This window comes from Pseudomonas sp. GW821-FHT07F05, from assembly GCF_059418765.1.
In genome coordinates this window covers 35628-55843 of record NZ_JBWKQL010000007.1, presented here as the reverse complement: position 1 = coordinate 55843, position 20216 = coordinate 35628, and the positions used below count along the sequence as shown (strand labels likewise).

The 20216-nt window shown below is 62.6% G+C and carries 14 protein-coding genes; 2 read left to right on the top strand and 12 right to left on the bottom strand.

What is annotated here, in order from left to right; all coding sequences use genetic code 11:
• Window positions 1-97 precede the first annotated feature (97 nt).
• Window positions 98-1435: an MFS transporter gene (locus AC07RO_RS15940; protein ID WP_495086513.1), complete on the top strand. Its 1338-nt coding sequence runs from the start codon at window positions 98-100 to the stop codon at window positions 1433-1435.
• Between the two features lie 57 nt (window positions 1436-1492).
• Entirely contained in the window at window positions 1493-1873 is a 381-nt protein-coding gene (locus AC07RO_RS15935; protein WP_495086512.1) for a VOC family protein, read from the top strand.
• 102 nt (window positions 1874-1975) lie between these two features.
• On the opposite strand, the gene tssA is transcribed toward AC07RO_RS15935, so the two are convergent.
• The 12 genes from tssA to tssE all read right to left on the bottom strand — a co-directional run bounded on the left by tssA (window position 1976) and on the right by tssE (window position 20196).
• Window positions 1976-3076: a type VI secretion system protein TssA gene (gene tssA, locus AC07RO_RS15930; RefSeq protein ID WP_495086511.1), complete on the bottom strand. Its 1101-nt coding sequence runs from the start codon at window positions 3074-3076 to the stop codon at window positions 1976-1978.
• Between the two features lie 101 nt (window positions 3077-3177).
• Complete coding sequence (locus tag AC07RO_RS15925; RefSeq protein WP_065988935.1) at window positions 3178-3696, bottom strand: Hcp family type VI secretion system effector; 519 nt, start codon at window positions 3694-3696, stop codon at window positions 3178-3180.
• Window positions 3697-3856: 160 nt separating this feature from the next.
• Window positions 3857-6352 carry a type VI secretion system membrane subunit TssM gene (gene tssM / locus AC07RO_RS15920; protein WP_463584286.1) on the bottom strand — a complete coding sequence of 832 codons (2496 nt, stop codon included), beginning with the start codon at window positions 6350-6352 and terminating at the stop codon, window positions 3857-3859.
• Complete coding sequence (gene tagF / locus AC07RO_RS15915; protein WP_495086510.1) at window positions 6349-7275, bottom strand: type VI secretion system-associated protein TagF; 927 nt, start codon at window positions 7273-7275, stop codon at window positions 6349-6351. Before tagF ends, tssM begins: the two co-directional genes overlap by 4 nt.
• A 55-nt stretch (window positions 7276-7330) precedes the next feature.
• The gene (locus AC07RO_RS15910) at window positions 7331-11269 is read right to left on the bottom strand and encodes a type VI secretion protein IcmF/TssM N-terminal domain-containing protein (protein ID WP_495086509.1); all 3939 of its coding nucleotides are present in this window, start codon (window positions 11267-11269) and stop codon (window positions 7331-7333) included.
• A gap of 30 nt (window positions 11270-11299) precedes the next feature.
• Window positions 11300-12097 (bottom strand): type IVB secretion system protein IcmH/DotU, encoded by a 798-nt coding sequence (gene icmH / locus AC07RO_RS15905; protein ID WP_495086508.1) that lies wholly within the window; start codon window positions 12095-12097, stop codon window positions 11300-11302.
• A complete protein-coding gene (gene tssK / locus AC07RO_RS15900) occupies window positions 12094-13437 on the bottom strand; it encodes a type VI secretion system baseplate subunit TssK (protein WP_346625827.1) in 1344 nt (447 codons plus the stop codon). The genes icmH and tssK overlap by 4 nt, the downstream gene beginning before the upstream one ends.
• On the bottom strand, window positions 13430-14215 hold the full coding sequence (gene tssJ, locus AC07RO_RS15895) for a type VI secretion system lipoprotein TssJ (protein ID WP_495086507.1): 786 nt from the start codon (window positions 14213-14215) through the stop codon (window positions 13430-13432). Before tssJ ends, tssK begins: the two co-directional genes overlap by 8 nt.
• A gap of 38 nt (window positions 14216-14253) precedes the next feature.
• Window positions 14254-16851 (bottom strand): type VI secretion system ATPase TssH, encoded by a 2598-nt coding sequence (tssH, locus tag AC07RO_RS15890; protein ID WP_495086506.1) that lies wholly within the window; start codon window positions 16849-16851, stop codon window positions 14254-14256.
• The gene (gene tssG, locus AC07RO_RS15885) at window positions 16848-17918 is read right to left on the bottom strand and encodes a type VI secretion system baseplate subunit TssG (RefSeq protein ID WP_423573682.1); all 1071 of its coding nucleotides are present in this window, start codon (window positions 17916-17918) and stop codon (window positions 16848-16850) included. Before tssG ends, tssH begins: the two co-directional genes overlap by 4 nt.
• Window positions 17882-19714: a type VI secretion system baseplate subunit TssF gene (tssF, locus tag AC07RO_RS15880; RefSeq protein ID WP_192173531.1), complete on the bottom strand. Its 1833-nt coding sequence runs from the start codon at window positions 19712-19714 to the stop codon at window positions 17882-17884. Before tssF ends, tssG begins: the two co-directional genes overlap by 37 nt.
• The gene (tssE, locus tag AC07RO_RS15875) at window positions 19714-20196 is read right to left on the bottom strand and encodes a type VI secretion system baseplate subunit TssE (RefSeq protein WP_065988945.1); all 483 of its coding nucleotides are present in this window, start codon (window positions 20194-20196) and stop codon (window positions 19714-19716) included. Before tssE ends, tssF begins: the two co-directional genes overlap by 1 nt.
• Window positions 20197-20216: the final 20 nt, after the last annotated feature.

The window sequence follows — 20216 nt, the reverse complement described above, 5'->3', positions numbered from 1 at the left end:
CCCGATTTTCCCCCACAAACGCGCGCACTCCGCTGCGTACGCGTCCAGACAACAAAAACAATAGGGCTCTCTCAGGGAGTCCATCTGGAGTATTGCAATGACCGTCTCTGTTCTGACCCCGAACAGCAGCCCCGCCGAGGTTGTAAGCGCCGAAAAGGCACTGATCCGCAAGGTCGCCTGGCGGTTAATGCCGTTGATCATGGTCTGCTACCTGTTCGCGTTTTTTGATCGCATCAACATCAGCTTCGCCAAGTTCCAGTTGCAGACGGATCTGAGCCTGAGCGACACCGCGTACGGGCTGGGGGCGAGCCTGTTCGTCATCGGCTACGTGCTGTTCGAAGTGCCGAGCAACATCATGCTGTACAAGGTGGGGGCGCGGCGCTGGATTGCCCGCATCATGATGTCGTGGGGCGTTGCCACGGCGCTGATGGTCTTCGTCACCGCCGAATGGCAGTTCTATGTGCTGCGTTTCATCATCGGCGCCATGGAAGCGGGTTTCGCACCGGGCGTGCTGTTTTACCTGACGCTCTGGTTCCCGCAGACCTACCGGGGTCGCATCACGTCGATTCTATTCCTGGCGTCGGCCTTCGCCGGGCTGCTGGGCGCACCGGTCTCGGGGCTGGTACTCGGTCATATGGACGGCGTGATGCAATTGCGTGGCTGGCACTGGCTGTTCCTCCTCGGTGGGCTGCCTTGCATTGCCCTCGGTTTCGCTGTGCTGAAGCTGCTCAAGGACCGTGTCGCGGATGCCCACTGGCTGACCGACGACGAGAAGACATATCTGTCGAGCCGCATCGCCGAGCATGAGCCGAACAAGCAGGGCGGTTCGCTGCTGACCGCGCTGAAAATGCCGGGCTTCCTGATGCTCGGGCTGATTTATTTCCTGATTCAGGTGGCGTCCTACGGCCTTAACTTCTGGGCGCCGCAGCTGATTCGCAGCGCCGGCGTCGAAAGCCCTGTGATCATCGGGCTGCTCACGGCCATTCCGTATATCTTCGGCGCCATCAGCATGATCGTTGTCGGACGTCTCTCGGATGCCAGCGGCGAACGCCGCAAATTCGTCTGCGGGCTGATGGTGCTTGGGGCCATCGGCTTCTTCAGCGCGGGATTTTTTGCCCAGCACACCAGCCTGCTGATCGTCTCCCTGGCCATGCTCGGTGGCGGGATCGTCGCCGCCATTCCGGCATTCTGGACTCTCCCGCCCAAGCTGTTGGCGGGCGCAGGTGCCGGCGCTGCGGGCGGTATCGCGCTGATCAACACTCTGGGGCAGTTTGGCGGCATCGTCAGCCCGGTGATGGTCGGCGGGATCAAAGACCTCACCGGCACCACCACGCCCGCGCTTTACGTCATCGGCGTCAGCAGCCTGGTCGCGGCGGGCCTGTTAATGTGGGCATTGCCGCAGAAGTTGAGAACGCTGGACAAGAACGAACACTGAGGTCGGTGCCGAAGGACTGCCTCACGGTCTACCCATTTAGCCCACGGAGCGCACGCAATGATTGAGCACCTTGACCATCTGGTCCTGACCACCGTGGACGTGGGGGCCTGCAAGGATTTCTACGTTCGCGTCATGAGCATGCAGCTGGAAACCTTCGGCAGCGGCCGCCTGGCGTTTCGGTTTGGCAACCAGAAGATCAACGTTCACGAGCGCGGTCACGAGTTCGAACCCAAGGCCCACCTCCCGGTGCCCGGCGCGCTGGACCTGTGCTTCATCGCCAGTCAGACCCTCGACGCGGTGATCGCGCACTTGCAGGCGCAGGCGTGGCCCATCGTGGAAGGGCCGGTCCAGCGCACCGGCGCGACGGGGCCGATTCGGTCGGTTTATGTGCGTGATCCGGACCTGAATCTGATCGAGATCTCCGAACTGATGGGCTGACAGGCTGACAGCGCTGGTCGTGCCCACAGGATCTTCGCCCACCTGTAACGGTTGCGGCGGCGTCATTTTGATGAGCGTTCGGTTGCCCGTCTGGGTTTCGTGTCAGGCCTTCGGCTCTTTCGTCCCCAGCACATCACGAATGCTGTCGACCACGTTGCTGTCCTTGATGACGTCGTTGAGCCAGCCTTCCAGGGGCATGTTGCCCCATTTGATCGCGCGTTCGATCAGGTACGGCACCGGGCTCTGCGGCTCGGTCTGTTTGAAGAACTGGGCGACGCCGGCGAGCATGGTGAAGGCTTCGTCGCGGGTCAGCGGCGTGGTGCGCAGTGGCGCCGACGCGGTGTCTTTCACGGTGATGGTCATGGCAGGCCCCGCAGCAGGTTGATCGGCCGGTTCGGCGACAGGTTCGGCGGTCGGCTGGGCAGGCGCGGGATTGATTTCCACGCCACGGTCCTTGAGCAGTTTTTCAGCCAGTTGGGCGGCGCGGGAGAGGATCTCGCTCAGACCGGCAAAGCTTGGCGCCTCAACACCGAACAGGCGATCGGCCGTGGCTTGCAACTGCCGGCACGCCTGCAGGCTGTCGGTGATTTCCGATGCCTTGCGCAGGAAGTGCTCGGTGTCGGTCAGCACCACCGAACGCTGGAAGATTTCCGCGTTGATCTTGCCTTCGTCCAGCGCGACGCGCATCGCCTGCGGGTTCTGCAGGGCCAGGTTTTCGATGTGCCGGGATTCGTCATAACGCAGCAGGCCGAACTGATCGCCCTGGGTGATCGGCAGTCCGCCGACCACATCGGCCAGGGTGGTTTTCAGCCAGGCCAGGCGTGCCGCGCGCTCTTCCAGGCCTTCGTCCAGCGCCGGGTACAGGTCATCCCAGAAGCGCTCAAGAATCCGCTCGGCCAGGGTCAGGCCGAAGGTGATGCCGAGAAAGTGGTATTTGTGCGCCAGGGCTTCGCTGAGCCAGGCGACCAGCATCAAGTCCTTGCTCTGCTGAGCAAGGCCTTGTGCAGCCAGGGTGATCGTCAGGTCCCAATCCGAGGATTTCAGATCGGTCTGCCAGTCACCCTGAGTCAGGTAATCAGGGTCCGCTCGACGAGCTTCCTTGACGTTGTCGAACAGCGTGGAAAAGCTCAGGTCTTCGCCGCTTCCTCCATCGATCGGCGCTGTCAGTTCGGTCAGTGAAAGGTCGTTGAGAAATTCAGACATGGTCAACTCGGGATAAGAAAAAAGAACACCGCGCCGATCCAGCCGACGCGGTGTTGAATACGGTCCACTGCGCCAGGCAATGGACCGCTGTGACTACTCGATCAAGCGAAAACCTTGTTCGCAGTACGGTCCCAACCGCCAGTGACGTTACCGCCACCCTGGCCATCGGCACGGCTCTGCTGGGTGTAAGTGGTCTTGATGCGAGCGAAGTTGAAGCTGATTTCTTCGATCGGCAGGTCGCTGACGGCTTTGTCTTCGCCATCCTGACTGCCACCGGCAACGGCCTTGACCGACGACACCACAACCTCTTCCAGGTTGATGGTCAGGTAGGTCAGCTTGTCGCCGCCCGCACGGTTGACGTTCAGCTGGATTTTGGCGATGTGAGTGCCCTTGCAGCACGCTTCGAACAACTTTGCAGACGCTTTGTCGACTGCTTTGCGGATGCTGAAATCGCTCAGTGCAACACGCTCGGAGGACGCACCGCCCGAAGAGCTGGCAGTCGCCGACGTCGCTTGGGTGGCGCCGTACTCGTAGCCGAGTACTTCGATCCAGTCCTTGTGCTTGTCATCCAGAACTTCGCCTGGAATGCCGTCGATCTGAATATATGCGTCAAATGCCATTTCTTGATTCTCCTTACTTACAGGTTGGGGCTAGCCGCCCAGCGGCCAGGTCACGCCCCTTGATTTGACCCCTCTGAAGCGTCAGAGGAATCGGTTGCCGCTGCCCGAGCCTTCATGCAACAGGGCCCTGGCGTCGGGTTCTTCAGATGCCTGCGCCCAATCAGTTGAGCGCACGCACCTCGATTTCTACGCGCCGGTTCGGCTCAAGGCACTGGATCAACTGCGCGCGCGGCTGCTGCATGTCGCACTTGACCAGCGGCTTCTCGCTGCCTTCGCCCACGGCTTCCACCAGCTCGGCGGGCACGCCCTTGCCGACCAGATACGTCTTGATGGTTTGCGCCCGCTGCCTGGACACCTGCAGGTTGCCCTGACGGTCGCCGAGCTGGTCGGCGTGACCGGCGATGATGATTTTGCCGATGTTCGGCGTGCTCAGCAGCTTGCCGGCGATGGCGCTCAACTGGCTCTGGCCCTCGGTTTTCAGGCTCTGGAAATCGGCACGGCCGAAGGCGAACAGGGTGTCCGATTCCAGGGTGATGGTCTCGATGGAGCGCAGTGACTGCGAGAGCAGGCTGTTGATGTAATTGCGCGAACTGGAGGTCAGGAACGCGTTGTCGAGAATCCTCGGCACGTCCGGTTCGTGGATCTGGTCGCTGTAGAAATTGACCTGGCGACTGGCAAGCTCGTAGTCCGTGCCCGAGTTGGTCGCAGCGCCCGTCGCGCCGATGGTTTTGCCGGTCTGTTTGGCGATGGCCGGGTACCAATAGTCAGGAATCTTCGCCTTGAGGAACGCCGGATCGGCTTTTTCCCGTTGTGACCGCGAGAGCTGAACGTAGGTCTCCAGGGTGGCCTTGCCAAAGTCGGCGATCGACTGCGCGCGGTTGTCATTCGGCAGGGCGCGCGGCTCGACGCTGTCGACGCCGGTGACCGGCATCAGGTCCTTGGCGTTGCGCTGGTAGACCTTGATCGTGGTCAGCAGGTACAGCGAGCGGGTGAGGTTGTCCGCAGTCGGCTTGAGCATGACCGTTTCCAGCCGGTTGAAGTAACGCGCTCGCACCAGCGGCTCGACGTCGTAGCCCTGATAAAGGCCCAGACGCAGGCGCAGCGGCACGCCCTGATCATGGTGGCGAACGTAGTAATCGGCGGTCCGGACACGCAAGCGGTCAAGGGTTTGCCAGTCGGTGTACTGCCCCGGCGTCGCGTTATCCTGGGCTGCCGCAGCGGTCAGCTCGGAAGACAGCGTCTGGATCTCGGTCTTGTTGTTCCAGTACGACCAGCCCCACGCGCCGCACAGCAGCAGGGCGATAAGGCTGGCGCCGCCGACCCACGCGGCCTTGCGACGGCGTTCGCGAGCGTTGCTGGTGTACAGCGCCACCAGATGCTGGTCGGGGATGATCACTTTGCGGAACAGGCTGTTGATGAACAGCGGCTGAGGCTGGGCCTGGCCGTGAGCGGTTGCATGTTCGGCTTCCAGAGAGAATCGCTCGCTGACCTGACGGGTGTGGCCCCCCAGTTCCGGCGCGTCGGCATCCAGTGCGCTGGTGAAGTAGAAGCCGCGCAACAGCTCGGCGTTCTGATACGGATTGGCGCGCAGCAGGGCGTCGACGAACAGTTGCAGGCGGGGCTTCAGCGCCGCGAGTTCCAGCGGGAAGCGGTAGACCGCCGAGTCGCGACGGGTGATCTGGATGTCCTGCAACACCAATTGCTGGCTGGCCACTTCCTTCCAGTAGTTGACCAGCTCGTCCATGGCCACGCCGAAACGCTGGGCCCAGTCGGCTTTTTCATAGTCCCTGTGGGGGAAGGTCTTGCCCATCACTTCGCCACGGCCCACCTCGTCGAGCTGGCGATAAAACGGCGCGAAACCGGGGACCAGGTCACACTTGGTGAAGACCAGATAAATCGGCAGGCGCACTTCCAGCAGCGAGTAGGTTTCCTGGATGCGCTCACGCAGGCGCTTGGCCAGACGTTCCTGGTCTTCCAGCGAGGCCTGCAGGATGTCGTGGATGCTCACCGTCACGATCAGCCCGTTGAGCGGGCGACGCTGACGGTGCTGGCGCAGCAGTTGAAGGAAGCCGCGCCATTTACCGGCTTCCTCCTGATCGGTCATGTAGCGGCCGGCGGTGTCCAGCAGCACCGCTTCGGAGCTGAAGAACCAGTCGCAATTGCGGGTGCCGCCCAAGCCAGCGACGCGCACGCCTTCACGCTCGGCGTAGGGGAAATTCAGGCCGGATTGATAGAGCATGGTGCTCTTGCCGGCGGCTGGTTGACCGACCACCAGGTACCACGGCAGGGCGTACAGCGCGTCCTTGGCACGGGTGCCGCGCGGGGTGTTGCTGCGCAGGCGATCGATGCTTTGCAGCAGGCGTTCTCGCAGCAGGCTGACCTCTTCACGGTCTGCAGGGCTGGCGTTCAACACCGCCTGATCGGCGTCGTCGCGCAGCAGCCCCTCGAGGTTGTGCTGCCGCGAAGTGCTCCGGTAGAGATACAGCACGTAGCCAATCGACAGCAGCAAAAACACGCCGATGCCGGTCAGCAGGCTGCCCAGGGAACTGAAGTCCAGCGCGCGGCCCAGCCCCCAGACGATGAAGATCGTCAGAAAGAAGCACACCCCCAAAATGTAGGGTTGGTAACGCAGCAGGTAATACTTGAGCTTGTTCATACAGACTTCACATCCAGCGCGTCGACAAAACGGTCGATGACGTCATAAAGGGGGCGTTCGGTGTCGGGAAACTGAGGCGGGCGGTGGTGTTCGTCGAATGCCGCGAAATCCGCCAGCACGTCGTAATGCTCCGGCCGTTCGGCCGGGTCGGTCAGGGCCGTGTACAGGCCGGTGTTGCTGCGCGACGGGAAGCACAGCAACTTGGGCCGCATGAAGTCATCGGCCAGCACGCTGACCTGGGGCGACACACGGCCGGTTTTCATCCGCGTCAGCCAGTCGACCCACAGATCCGCCGTCGGGTTCTTCAAGCCGCGTTCTGCCGGCAGCGGCAGGCTGATGCCCGGCGCCTGTGCCTGATTCAGCGGGCGGCGCAGCGCATGCAGGCGGGTCAGCACGGCATTGGTGACGAACTCCGGCCAGGAGTGACCCAGCGCCGTGGCGATGTCCCGCAGGTTGAAGTTGCGCAGGAATTTCTCGTGCACCTGGCGGAACAGGGTGAAGTCCTGCCCCTGCAACGGGCGCAGGGCCTTGATCCGCTCGAACAGCACTGCCGATCGCTCGCCCTGGGCACCGAGGTGCAGCAGCGGCTTGATCTGCGCGCAGAACAATTCGCTCAGGGTGAACGGGTTGACCAGCGGCCCGCCATCCCCCGCCTTCACGGACTGGAAGATGAACAGCGGGTAACGGCGCTGGCTGGAATCCATCGAACTGACCAGCCCACCCAGCAACCAGTTGCCCGAGCGCGCGCGGTACGAGAAGAAGCACACCGGCAGGCGATCGAATTGCGCCCGCCAGTCGTCTCCCGCATGAATCGCCGCGAGGGAGGCCTGCAGCCAGCCGTCGAACTCGCAGACGTCGTCCGCCGCGCCATGCAGGCTGACGAAGTCTGCGCTCGACGGCAGCTTGCCGAAGCAGCCGATCATCGACGGCGCTCCCGGCCGCTCACGCCGCAGCGTGCAAAGAACAGCGCGCCGCTCATCACTTCGCCGATCCTTGCGCCACGTCCTTGGACGGCGTGTTCAGCGCGCTCAGGGATTTAACGTTGGCCAGGTCGGTCAGCTTGACCCCGCCATAGTTGCGCACCGCGAGGCTGACCTGACCGTTGGCAGTGTTCCAGCTGAAGCGCTGCTGGATGCCGTCGAGGTCATCAACCCGAGCGCTGTCGTTCATGCGCAACAGGCCCCAGCGACCGGGGTAGTCGAACACGGTGATGCGTTCGCCCGTCAGCGTCACGACGTCCAGTCGTGCGCCCGGTGCGGTGGTGGTGCCGGGCCAGGAGAAGCGGCTCCAGCTGGTTTTGCCGTTGCGGTAATGCTGAACCTGGCCGTCAAGGGTGAAGATGATGTCGGTGAAGAACGCCGACGGTTCCAGCATGATCTCGAAGCCGTTTTCCTTGTCCGACAGGCTGGCGATGACCTGGCCCAGGGAGCTGGCTTTGTCGATGCTGGTGACCATGTTCGGGTTGACCAGCGGCGCAGTCTTGGCGCCGCTGCTCATGCCCAGGCCTTCACCGCCGGACAGGTTGCCGATCTCGTTGCGCTTGAAGTTCGGCAGCAGCCCGGACTCGGGATCGACAAAACGCTGCAGGTCTTTGACCGACGCTTCGTTGCGACTGCCGGCGGCGATCGGGTAACGGTGCGCCATGACTTGCTCCCACGGCTTGGCAATCTGCTGCGCCCAGGCCTTGGCGATCTGCTGGCCGGCCGGATCGCGCAGGGTTTCCCAGGCGAACTGGATCGGCAGGCTGAACAGGCCCTGCAACGATTCGGACAAGCCGCCCTGGCTGGTATCGACCGTGGTCTCGACGTAGTTGCGCACGTTGGTGACTTCGCTCGGCTGACCTTCGAGGGTTTCGCTGATCAGCTGCTTGCTGCTCTTGCCGACGTCCTGGGAGCGCTGGATGTTGTTCATCCGCACCTTCAGTTTGCGCAGCGCCGCCAGGTAACGATCCATGATCGTGCTGTCGGCACCTTCAGCGTTCTGCGTCGCGAAGACCCGCGACACCGGTTCGAAGCGCTGGGCCAGGCTGCCGTCATCCACCGCTGGCAATGGTGAAAGCATGGCGGCAGTCGGCACTTGCGGACCGCTGACCAGCCCGGTGACCTTGCTCCAGAAATCATCAGCCTTCGGCGTGCCGGGCTGTTGATTGACTTGGGGCGCAGGCACGTCCCACTGGGTGTTGTCGTTGACCCCGGAAAGCAGGATCTTCACCGGCGAATTCTGCACGTCGCTCAGCAGCGACAACTGTTGCGTGGCGTTGGCCATGTCGGTGAAGTGGCGCACGCCGACGCTGCTCAGCAGGGTGTACCAGGACTGGGCGTAGTCACGCTTGTAGCGCGCCATGAACTCGCGCATGAAGTTGGCTTTCTGGATGATGCTGTCGCCGCCGTCGCCGTCGAGGACCCAATCGGACTCGTTGCGCAGGTTGCTCGACATCAGCTTGATCAGCTCGGGTTTGACGAAACCGTCCCAACCCTGGCGGGTGAAAATCGCCGGCACCGCTTCGCTGCCGTAGAGCAACTGACGGCCGGGCAACGGCACCAGCTCGTTGAGGCCCACGGCCGGGAATTGCCGACTGGCTTCCAGTTGCAGGCGCAAGTATTCACGGTCCACCAGCGAGCTGGAAATCATGAAAGACTTGAGGCTCTTGCGGGTTTCTTCGACCAGTTGATCGTTGCGGGGCAGGGCAGGGGCCTGACCGGTTTTGAGCAACTGCACGTACATCGGCACGTTGTCGGCGATCACCTCGTCGCTGACCGGGCTGTTCGCCGACGCCGTGTTGCTCCAGGCGACGGGCAAGGCAGCGCTGACGAATTCCGGGTCCGAATGGGCGTTGGGTTGCGTCAGCATCAGGTACAGCTTGAGCGAATTGTAGGACTCGATGATCGACGCGACTTGCTGCTCATCCAGGCGGCCAAGCATTTCTTCGGACAACGACAGCCCGCCGGTGGTGGCCGACAGTTCCGCCGCGTCACTGGCCGTGGCCGGGTTGCGCAGGTCGGCGAGGGCCGCTTCGCGGGTTTTGGTCACGTTGCTGCGCACGGCGCCTTTAACGCGGCTGCCGACATCGCCGACGCTGCGCGGAATGCTGCTCAGGCTTGGCTTGCCGGTGTTGGCGGCAAAACTGCGCACGCCGCGATCGGCCAGCTTCTGGCCCTTGTCGTTTTTACCGCCAGCCTTGCCGCTTGATTTACCAGCAGTGGCAGCGAGTTCGTTCTGCGGGTCCACGGATTTGGTGAACTCGTTGAACGCACGCATCTGCATTTGCAGCTTCAGGGCGACTGGCTCAAGGGCCTGGCTGCGCAGTTGCTGCAGATACGCCGATTGCGCGGCAGCAAAGATTTCGTCACCGCGATACAGGCCGGCACTCAGTTGCAGCGGCACGCCCTTGGCGCGGTGCTTCTCGATTTGCGCCAGTTCATGGCGCAGCAGTTCCAGGCCTTCGCCTGCCGCCATGCGCTGGGCGCGGTCGGGCGCATCCTGCAGCTCGGTCAGCTTGTCCTGCAGGGCGGCGATCCACTCGCGGTTGTGCTGAAACGACAGCGCCTGCCAGCCAATGAAACCCAGACCTGCGAGCAGCGCGGCGGCAATGACCACCGGGGTCATCGACCTGTCGCGGCCGTCGCGGGACTGATACGAGATCAAGTCGCGATCGGGAAAAATCACCCGGCGGAACGTGTCAGTGATGAAGTAGCTGCGGTCGCCAGTCTTCCGGCCATTGGCCTGCGCGGCATTCGCGCTGTCGCTGGCCGGCTGCAGGGCAAAGTCTTCGGCCAGATCGTCGTCGAACACCTGGCTCAGTTGCTCGGCGGTCTGCAGCGCGCTGGTGAAATACAGGCCGCGCAGCAACAGCGGGCTGCCGTGGCTGGCGGGCTGGGTGAAGTGCTCGAGGAAGGGCACCAGCACGCCTGACAGATCGGCAAAGTAGTTCGGGAAGTTGAGCAGCGCGCTGTTGGCGTCGGAACCGAGCCTGATCATCTGCGCGTCGACGTGACGCTGAACGCCGTTGTGCAGGTTCTTCAGTTTGCTGTCGAGGACTGTCTTCAAACCCTGTGTGCGGATTTCCGACAGCGCGAAGGTCATGCCCAACGGCTGCTGGCGCTCGTTCAGGTCCAGACCGTCGAAGGCCTGATTGAAGCCCGGCAACTGGTCGGTCTTGCTCAGCATCAGGTAGATCGGCGGATGGGCGTCGAGGCTGCGGCTGTACTCCTCGATGCGTGCGACCAGCTGGATCGCCATTTCCGCACGTTCATGGGCGGTGGCTGCCAGCAGCTCCGGCAGGCTGACCACCAGCACCAGACCATTGATCGCGGTTTTCTTGCGCTGCTTTTTCAGCAGTTGCAGGAAAGCGGTGAATTCGCTGGCGGCCGAGTCCTCGGCCAGGTAACGGCCGGCGGTGTCGATCAATACCGCCTCAGGGCTGAAATACCAGTCGCAGTGGCGGGTGCCGCTTTCGCCGCTGCTCTGGCCACTGGCGGTGGTGGCCGAGAGCCCCGAGCGGGTGAGCAGCGAAGTCTTGCCGGCCGCCGACTGCCCGATGACCAGGTACCACGGCAACTCGTACAGAGCCGATGAACCGCCCCCACCTGCCGAGCGATCGGCGCGGAGCATGGTGATCGCGTGCTTGAGGCGGTCGCGCAGCACTTGCTGGTCGCGGAAGTCGCCGTCGGCCGGCAGTGAGCGGTCAACTTCGTGATGCACCAGTTTTTCGAGATTGCGCTCTTTCTGAATGCGTCGTATCTGACGGATAAAGCCGACGAAGATGTAAAACCCGCTCACGATGAGCAGGGCTTGCAGCAGGTATTCCCGCGACCATTGGCTGCGTGCCGCCATGACCACGCAGGCGACGAGGCTTATCAGCCACAGCGTGATGACGAGGAACCAGAAACTTTTTAGAGCGCGAAGTAGTGTTTTCATGTCTTCCTGACTCGCTTACCCGAGCAGTGCTCAGGCACTGAACAATTGGCTGATGTGTTCGGACAATAAGGCAACGTCCTTGCCCAGCAGCCAGTCCAGCGTCAGGTAAACCGCCAGACAGACCAGCGCGATCAGCGCCAGGTAAACCCACACCGGCACCTCGTGACGCAGCATCTGCGAAACCTGATCGGGCAGCGCCCAGTCCGGCGACAGCGCTTTGGGGGTCTTGCGATAGCGGGCGATGTCCTGACCGAGTGTGTTGGCCAGATAGCGCAATTGATCCTTGCCTTCACCGACGCTGAATTTGCCTTCGAAGCCCAGGGCCAGGCACAGGTGATACACCTCGAGCACGTCGAGGTTGCGTTTGACGTCGGCGCGCAGGGTTTCGATCTTGTCGAAGAAACCTTCGCCCGCCAGGTGCACGCCGAAGTGACGGAACTGCAGCGGCGACACTTCGATGTGCCGGCGCAGCTCGTTGACTTTCTCCGCCGGCGCCGCCAGTGCGGCGGTGGCTGAAGCGGGCGACTCCTCGGCTTTTGCCACGACCGGTTCCACAGGCATTTTGGCCCGCAGCACGCTTTCGTCGAGAAACGCGCACAACGCGTATTGCGTGTCCTTGACCTGCTCGACGCTGTAATTCGAGGCGCGGGCTTCTCGCTCCAGGTTGGCGAAGAAGGTGTCGACGCTCTCCTCGAACGCGCTGACCGAGGTCACTTGACGGCCACGACGCAGGATCAGCGCCATGCTGATGAAATCCTGCACCAGGTCTTTGAGGGTCGGTTTTGGCTGGTCGGCGGCCATGGCGCCTTGCATTACGGCTTCGCTCATTTGAGTACTGCCATCAGTTCAAGCTTGAGGTTGGTGAAAGCGCTGGGTGCGTAGAACGAGATCGCCTGGGCGCTCATCATGCGTTCGTAGACCCGGCCATGGGGTTCGATGGAGAAGTAGTGATTGTCCAGACGCACCGGAATGGCGTTGGGCAATCGCGTCGAATGGTTGAGCGTGGCGCCGGGCATGGCGCTGTTGACCACCACTTCGATGTCTTCCGGGGAGCCGACCTTGACCGCGCGCGGCACCAGTTCCAGCAGGCTGGAGCCGGGCATGTCGGCGTGCACGGAAATATAGAAATCGGCATCGACCAGTCGCGGATCGTGCAGTTGACCCTGCCAGTACGACGGCTTGGTCTGGGTCAGGTTAATGACGATGCACTGGTTCGGGATGACGTTGTCCAGCAGCGTGCGGATCATCTGGTCCAGAGTGACCAGCGACGCCGCCGGGTCGTGGTGGTTGTACTCGGGGATGTCGTTGAGCTCGACGTCCAGCGAGAAGGTCAGCAAACCACCGGCCAGCTCTGCGAGGAACAGGTACAGACGCTCCGGGTGCAAACGCGGGTGGGCGAGCAAGTGCGCCAGATTCGGGTACGCGCGGTTGACCGTGTTGAGCAGCCAGAACAGCGTGACGTCGCTGGAGCCGAATTCGGCGATCTGGTCGGCACGTTCGCGGCGGCGGCCCGACAGCGCCTTGCTTTTCGAATGCAGGGCGCCGAGCAGACGCTTGCCCAGACCGATCAGGGTTTCGTGGGTGCCCAGGTGCAGGGTCGGGTGCACGAAGTGGGTGTCGAGGCTGAAACCGCCGATGTTGTTGCGCGACAGCCGCGCGATCGGGCAGTAGCTGTAGCCGTCCAGCGAGTCGCCGTCGATCAGCATGACCACGTTCAGGCGCAGGCTGGTGATCTCGTTTTCCAGATCGCCTTCGTTGAGGTCGGGCAGGGTGTCGAACTGCTTGCGGAAACGCCGCGCGCTTTTCTGTTCCTGGCCGTCCTCGACGTAATTGAGGCCGAACGGCTCCGGCAGTTTCAGTGCTGCGTAGACCTTGAAGTCATTGCCCTTGAGCAACTCGCGCAGATCCCGCGCCGCCGGCAGCGGATCGTGTGACGGCGCGTCGAACAGGCTGCCGTCGGGAAACACCAGTTTCAGCCGCTTGAATTGCAGGGATCCGCCGGCCAGCGCTTCTTCGTCGATCTGCATGGCCTGCACGCCCCAATGGAAGGGCGTGCTGCGCAGCGTCGATTCGGCCAGCTGGTGCTGATGGAATTCATCCTGATACTGGAAGTGCTGCGGCAGAAGAAACATGCCTTCGGACCACATCACGCGGCTCTGCTTACTCATGAACGCCTTCCACTAATGAATCGAACTTTGACTGCACGCCTTTCTGTGCGCTCTGTTGCGCAGAGTCCGCGGCGGTGTCCTTGGCCTTTTGCACCATCGCGTCCTGCACCTGTTGGCTCAGGGGCGGATTGCCCGCATTGGCGGCGGGCTCGGCCGTGGGCATGACGTTGCTTTTGGCGAACTGCGCCTCGGTCTGCGGCTTGTTCAGCACGTCGTTGCCACGCACCGCCAGCACGTGGTTGTTGTCGACCAGCACACGCAGGCCGTCGGAGGAAAACCAGATGCCGTCCTTGCGCAGCGAGTTGGCATCGAAGGCGACTTTCCAGTGGCTCTTCTCGTCGGAGCGGAAGAACGCAGCGATGCCGACATAGCCGGTGGCCGTGTTCAGCGGCCACTGGTCGATCTGGCCCATGCCCGGCAGCAACGTGATTTCCTGGCTGTCGATGAGCGTGTTGCCGAGGGCCTGCTGCGGGTTGTCCCACAGCGAATCGGCGTCGATGGACGCAAACCGCTCCAGGGCCGTGAGCTGGTACACCCGCAGCACGACCGACAGCGGCCGGCCGCTCTCATCGGGGTTCAGCTGGTTGCCGCCGTCGGCCGTCAGGATGACTTTTTCCTTGTCGCCGAACAGCATGTCACCGGCCCACGTGTCATCGACGCGCTTGCTGGCCCGGTCGGTGATGCCGCAGGCGGTGAGCGCCATCACGACCGTCAAAAGGGTCACACGGGTGGCCCAGCCGGCCCCGGCGCAAAGACGTTCCCTGTTTCGCATGTTCATGACTGCTACCTATGAATGCTCAATCAAATCAAGCCGGATCACGTGAGGCTGTAGGCGAAATCGCCGTCGCCGGTCAGTTCGATGTTCAGGCTCTGAATCGGTTTGTCCTGGGCCATGCGTTCCAGCACGTGCTGGGACAGTTCCGGCATGAGGGTCTTGGACAGAATGTTGTCGATGTTGCGTGCGCCGCTGTCGACCTCGGTGCAACGCGCGGCGATGGCCTTGACCAGCGCCTCGTCGTAGCCGAGCACCGCCTGATGGTTGCGCTCGAAGCGTTTGCGAATGCGCTCCAGCTTCAGGGCAACGATGCGCTCCAGAATCTCGTCCTGAACCGGGTAGTACGGCACGATGGTCAGGCGCCCGAGGAAGGCGGGCTTGAACACCTGATTCAGCTCGTCGCGCAGGTCCTCGACAATCTCGTCCGGGGTCGGCTGCTCGGTGGTGTTCAGGCAGCGCTCCATGATGCGATCGGTGCCGGTGTTGGAAGTGAGGATGATCACCGTGTTGCGGAAGTTGATCTCGCGACCTTCGCCGTCATCCAACACGCCCTTGTCGAACACCTGGAAGAACAGCTCAAGCACGTCCGGGTGGGCTTTTTCCACTTCGTCCAGCAGCACCACGCTGTAGGGTTTGCGCCGGACCGCTTCGGTCAGCACGCCGCCTTCGCCGTAACCGACGTAGCCGGGTGGCGAGCCCTTGAGGCTGGAAACGGTGTGGGCTTCCTGGTACTCGGACATGTTGATGGTGATGACGTTACGCTCGCCGCCGTACAGCGTGTCGGCAAGCGCCAGGGCGGTTTCGGTCTTGCCGACGCCGCTCGGTCCTAGCAGCAGGAACACGCCGATGGGCTTGTTCGGGTCCTCCATGCGCGCCCGGGAAATCTTGATGCGTTTGCCGATCTCCGCCAGGGCGTGATCCTGCCCCAGCACGCGCTCGCCCAGCAGTGCCGGCAGACGCTGCACGGTGTCGATTTCGTTGCGCAGCATCTTGCCCAGCGGGATGCCGGTCCAGCCGGAAATCACCTCGCCGATGGTGCCGCCGTCGACCAATGCGTGGACCAGCGGCTGCTCGCCCTGAACGGCTGACAGCTCGGCGCGCACGGCGGAAATCTCGCTGACATCAGGGGTCTCGACGCTGCCCAGCTCAGCCAGTTTCTTGACCAGATCCAGCTCGCGCTGCCATTGCTGCTCCAGGGTTTCGCGGGTGTTCTGGACGCTCTGCAATTCTTCGTTCAGCGCGGCCAGACGGCGTGAGTGGTCGCTGCCTTTGGCGGCTTCCTGCTGCAGCACGGCGATCTCGGCCTGGACGTTGTCGATCTGGCGCTTGCAGTCTTCCAGCGGGCCGGGCTGCGCCGACTGCGCCAGGGCCACGCGGGCGCAGGCGGTGTCGAGCACGCTGACGGCTTTGTCCGGCAACTGACGCCCGGTGATGTAGCGGTTGGACAGGCGCACGGCCTGCACCAGCGCTTCATCCATGACTGTGACCTTGTGGTGATCCTGCATTTTGCCGAGCAGGCCACGGAGCATGTAAATGGCTTTGTCTTCGTCCGGCTCCTCGACCTTGACCACCTGGAAGCGGCGGGCGAGGGCGGCGTCTTTCTCGAAGTACTTTTTGTATTCCGCCCAGGTAGTCGCGGCGATGGTGCGCAGCTCGCCACGGGCCAGTGCCGGTTTCAGCAGGTTGGCGGCATCGTTCTGCCCGGCCTGACCACCGGAGCCGATCAGCGTGTGGGCTTCGTCGATAAACAGAATGATCGGGTGCAGGCTGCGTTTGGTTTCTTCGATGACCGACTTCAGGCGGTTTTCGAACTCGCCCTTGACCCCGGCGCCGGCTTGCAGCAGGCCCAGATCGAGGGTGTGAATCGCCACGTCCTTGAGCACCGACGGCACGTCGCCCTGGACGATGCGCAACGCCAGGCCTTCGACGACCGCGGTTTTACCCACGCCGGCTTCACCGGTGAGGATCGGGTTGTTCTGCCGGCGACGGGTCAGAATGTCGACCATCTGCCGCACTTCGAACTCGCGGCCCAGCACCGGATCGATGCGACCGTCGCGGGCGCTCTGGGTCAGGTTGATGGTGTATTGATCCAGCCCCGGCGTTTTGCCGTTGCCCTGAACGGTGCGGCCATTGGCGGCTTTCGGGCTTTCCAGCGGACTGGCCAGCCCCGATTCCGGGCTGCCTTCCACCAGCGCCGCGAGGTTGACCCGCAGGTCGTCGGCGTTGATTTTGTCCAGCTCTGGCGCCGAGGCGACGACCACGCGGTGCAGCTCGTCATCGTCCAGCAACGCTTGAATCAGGTAGCCGGTGCGGATCTGGCTCTGGCCGAATTCGATGGAGGCCAAAACCCAGGCCTGCTCGATCATCCGAGTGATGTGCGGCGACAGGGCCGGCGTGCGCGTGTTGCCTTTCTTGAAGGTGCCGAGGGCGGTGACCAACTGCGCCTGCAGGCGCTCGGGGACCACGTCGTAGTGACGAAGGATCGCCGGCAGATCGTTGTCGTTGTTTTCCAGCAGCTGCAGCAGCAAGTGCTCGACTTCAACGTCGTAATGATTTTCTGACAAGCACAGGGCGGCAGCGCCTTCTGTGGCTGTGCGACTGGTTTCGTTCAGTTTGGCGAACAGCGACTTCAGGTTCACAGTGATACCCCATCAAAAGGAATATGGAAAAGAGCACAACGGGCCGGCTCGACATCGGCGCCCGGACGTTTCAACCAGCCCAGCCAGCCCAGCGCGACGTTGCCCTGCCGGCCGATTTTCGCCAGCGGCACCGCCTCGCGCTTGAGGGTCGGCGCGATCTGGAAATCCAGGTGCGCGCCAACGTAAAAACGCACCAGCTCCACCAGCTTCTGGTAGTCCTCGGTGCCGGGCTGAAAACGCTGATAGTCGGCCAGCGTCAACGGGCCGATGTCGATGCGCACGGTGGACTGGTAATCCCAGACCCGGTTGCCGACCACGGCGCTTTGCCCGAGGGCGGCATTCTTGCGGCCCAGCTGGGTGCACTGGCTGACGTCGAGCTTCAGCCAGCGCCCGGCGAACTGCCGGACCTTGAACGGCAGCGAGAAGTAAAAGCTCAGCATCACTTGCAGGTTCAGCGCGTTGCGCGGCTTCTGCGCGAACATCCCCGAGAAATAGCTGAACAGCTCCCGACGCAGCGGTGAGCCTTCAGGGCCGAACTTCTGTTTCTGCGCCTGCGGGCCGAGGCCCACCAGGTGCAGCAGGTAGCGATCAAAGTCGGACGTGCCGTTGCGCTCGTACTCGATGTAAAACTTGTACTTCTGCCAGGCCTCGTAGAACAGCGTGGTCATGCGGTGCGAGAACACGTCGAGAAACGCGTGAGCAGCGTCGTCGCGGTACTGAATGTGGCGCTCCAGCAACAGCTCGGTGTACGGGCGCGGCAACACGCCGGACGGCCCGACCAGCCCCATGAACGTCACCTGCACTTCGGTCAGCGGCAGCCCGGCCGCAGACACCTTGCCTTCACGCTCGAATTTCAGATCGCTGACTTCGCTCGCCGGGAAATTCAGCGACAGCTGCGAACGAAAGCGCAACGGGTCTTCATGGGGCCGCGTCTGCAGGTCCATTTGCCCGTTCCTGCTGTAATGCAGGCGGAGCAAACGCACCAACTGAAAGAATTCGAATCGGTGCGGCTCAGCCCGTGCCTGGTCGATCAGACCAGGGGTTGATCGCCGGTTCGCGGGGGCCATCGGACCACTCTCTTTTCGCGCTGCAAGGTGCGCAGGGTTAATTGGGTAAAACTGTTGATCGAGCAGTACTGGCCGAAGAAATGGTCGAGCACCATGCCGAACAGAAACACGCCGCTGCCGGTGTACTGGCTTTCATCGAACTTGAGGGTGATGCCCACGCCGCGCACGAAGTTCGGACGCGGGTGGCCGATCCGCGCGACCACCGGCTCGCTGCTGACCGAGACAATGCCGTTGATCTGCTTACGGATCGCCGAGGTGTTGCGGTAGTTGTAGAGCGACAGCAATTCCAGCAGCACGTCGCGGCCTTTGCTGACCAGCGACATGTGGTTCAGCGACAGGTGCGAGACCAGGCGCCAGATCACGCCGTTGCCCAGTGGCACGCGCACCGACGCGGTGGGTTTGCGCAGGCAGCGGATGTCGTCGATGACCGAGCCTGCCGGGACGCTGAAATCCCCGCGCGCGCCACCGAAGGGCAGCAGCGAAGGCAGGTCCCGGTTGCTGCAGGTCAGGCGGATGCTCAAGGTATCGCTGGCCGAGTTGATCAGCTCCAGATCTCGGTCAACCACACGAATGAACATGTCGGTGCCGTCCCGTTGTCGGCTCTGGGAGGGGCGTCGGCGGGCGATCCAGAAGCTGTTGCCCGGACCCTGATCGGCGCGCGGCTCGAAGAACGGATGACAGCTGCTGACCTGCTCCAGGCCGCCGACTTTCTTGACCCGGCGCACGCGGTCAATGGACACCACCTCGGCTGTGTTTTGCATGCGCACGTCCGGGATGATGGCGTATTCATGCTGAGCATGGGTCAGGGTGATCGGCTCGGCCTGCTGGCGGAACAGGTTGATGATCGGCGTGCAGTTGAGCTTGAAGTTGGCGCGGCCGATGTTCTGGGTCAGACGGGCCAGGCGGTCGTGCAGGTCGTAGTCGGAAAAGTAGAAATTGATCTCGACCTTGCCCAGCTTCTTGCCCGCCAGAATGCGGCGGAAACCGGACAGGTCGAAGAACATGAACTTGTCCGGGAAGGTGAAGTATTCGTGCAGCAGCCGGTAGCCGAGGAACGAACGCTCCGAATAATCCACCAGCCCTTCATCCAGACCGTAACCAACCGCCTTCAGCGCGTCGGCCGGCAGGGCCACTTCGCGCATGCGGCCGTCGTCTTCAAAGGTCAGCGTGGCTTTGGCCAGGTTGTTGAAGAGCAACTCGTACAGCTGCAGCATCAGCGTGCTTTCGCCATCGAGGAAGAAGCGCAACGAGTCCAGCTCCATCTGGCCGAACAGCACGTCGGAGGTCGCCGTCAGGCCGATGCGCAAACGCGCCACCAAGTCCGCGCTATGGCCGTTGAACGCCGAGCGTTCCATCTCCACGAACGAGGCCTGCTGCACGCTGATCGGCCACAGGTCGACCGGGTAGCACGTGCGGAACTTGCACACCACGCTGTCGATGGGCGTGGCATGAATCTCGGTGTGACGGGCGACGCGATAGGCGTCGGTGACTTTCTCGTTCTTGCCCAGGGTGAACTCGACGATGGACATCGACGGGGTAGGGCGCAGGTAGTGCGGGTACAGCACCTCAAGGAACGACTCGACGATTTCCGGAAACTCGTCATCGAGCTTCTTGTGCACCCGTGCCGCGAGAAACGAAAACGCCTCGATCAACCGCTCGGTATGCGGGTCCTCGCAGTTATCGCCCTCGATGAGCAACCGCGAGGCGATTTTCGGGTACTGGCTCGCGAACTCCTGGCCCAGAAAGCGCAGGTGCGACAGTTCCTTTTCGTAATAGGGGAGCAGGTCGTCGAGCATCAGTTGAGGTTCTGTACTGTGTATTCCTGGGTATTGACCTGCAACACCGCGTCAAAGGAAACCTGACGGGAGATGTCTTGCAGGCGCAGTACGGCGTCAACGCGAAAGGTCAGCATGCGTTGGCCGGTTTGTTGTGCGAGCAGTTGAACCTTGACGCTGCGAAAGCGCCGGTCGCCGTCGGAAATCGCTTTCTCCAGCTGCTGCTGAATCAGGTAGCGGTCCTGCGGGTCGAGCACGCTTTTGCTGGTGAAATCGGGCATGCCGTAGTCGAGGATCGTCCCCGGCAGTTGCGGAAAACCGGCGAGTTCGCCAGCCACCAGGGACTGACGGGTGTTCACCAGGATTTCCAGGTCCCGCACGATGCTGGCCTTGTAATCGGCCAGCGAACACAAGCGTTGCGCCGAGGCTTCAACGGACTGGTGCGGACGGTCGTCCAGCAACCGGTCCAGCAGTGACGGCAACAGCTTGTGTTGGCTACTCATGTTGCCTCCCTGGCAGACCC

What these genes read in the sequence shown, in the direction of transcription:
- tssE (WP_065988945.1), bottom strand. Translation starts at nt 20,196, where the DNA reads ATGAGTAGCCAACACAAGCTGTTGCCGTCACTGCTGGACCGGTTGCTG.
- AC07RO_RS15935 (WP_495086512.1), top strand. Translation starts at nt 1,493, where the DNA reads ATGATTGAGCACCTTGACCATCTGGTCCTGACCACCGTGGACGTGGGG.
- AC07RO_RS15940 (WP_495086513.1), top strand. Translation starts at nt 98, where the DNA reads ATGACCGTCTCTGTTCTGACCCCGAACAGCAGCCCCGCCGAGGTTGTA.
- tssG (WP_423573682.1), bottom strand. Translation starts at nt 17,918, where the DNA reads ATGGCCCCCGCGAACCGGCGATCAACCCCTGGTCTGATCGACCAGGCA.
- AC07RO_RS15910 (WP_495086509.1), bottom strand. Translation starts at nt 11,269, where the DNA reads ATGAAAACACTACTTCGCGCTCTAAAAAGTTTCTGGTTCCTCGTCATC.
- tssK (WP_346625827.1), bottom strand. Translation starts at nt 13,437, where the DNA reads ATGAGTAAGCAGAGCCGCGTGATGTGGTCCGAAGGCATGTTTCTTCTG.
- tssA (WP_495086511.1), bottom strand. Translation starts at nt 3,076, where the DNA reads ATGTCTGAATTTCTCAACGACCTTTCACTGACCGAACTGACAGCGCCG.
- tagF (WP_495086510.1), bottom strand. Translation starts at nt 7,275, where the DNA reads ATGATCGGCTGCTTCGGCAAGCTGCCGTCGAGCGCAGACTTCGTCAGC.
- tssJ (WP_495086507.1), bottom strand. Translation starts at nt 14,215, where the DNA reads ATGAACATGCGAAACAGGGAACGTCTTTGCGCCGGGGCCGGCTGGGCC.
- icmH (WP_495086508.1), bottom strand. Translation starts at nt 12,097, where the DNA reads ATGAGCGAAGCCGTAATGCAAGGCGCCATGGCCGCCGACCAGCCAAAA.
- tssF (WP_192173531.1), bottom strand. Translation starts at nt 19,714, where the DNA reads ATGCTCGACGACCTGCTCCCCTATTACGAAAAGGAACTGTCGCACCTG.
- AC07RO_RS15925 (WP_065988935.1), bottom strand. Translation starts at nt 3,696, where the DNA reads ATGGCATTTGACGCATATATTCAGATCGACGGCATTCCAGGCGAAGTT.
- tssM (WP_463584286.1), bottom strand. Translation starts at nt 6,352, where the DNA reads ATGAACAAGCTCAAGTATTACCTGCTGCGTTACCAACCCTACATTTTG.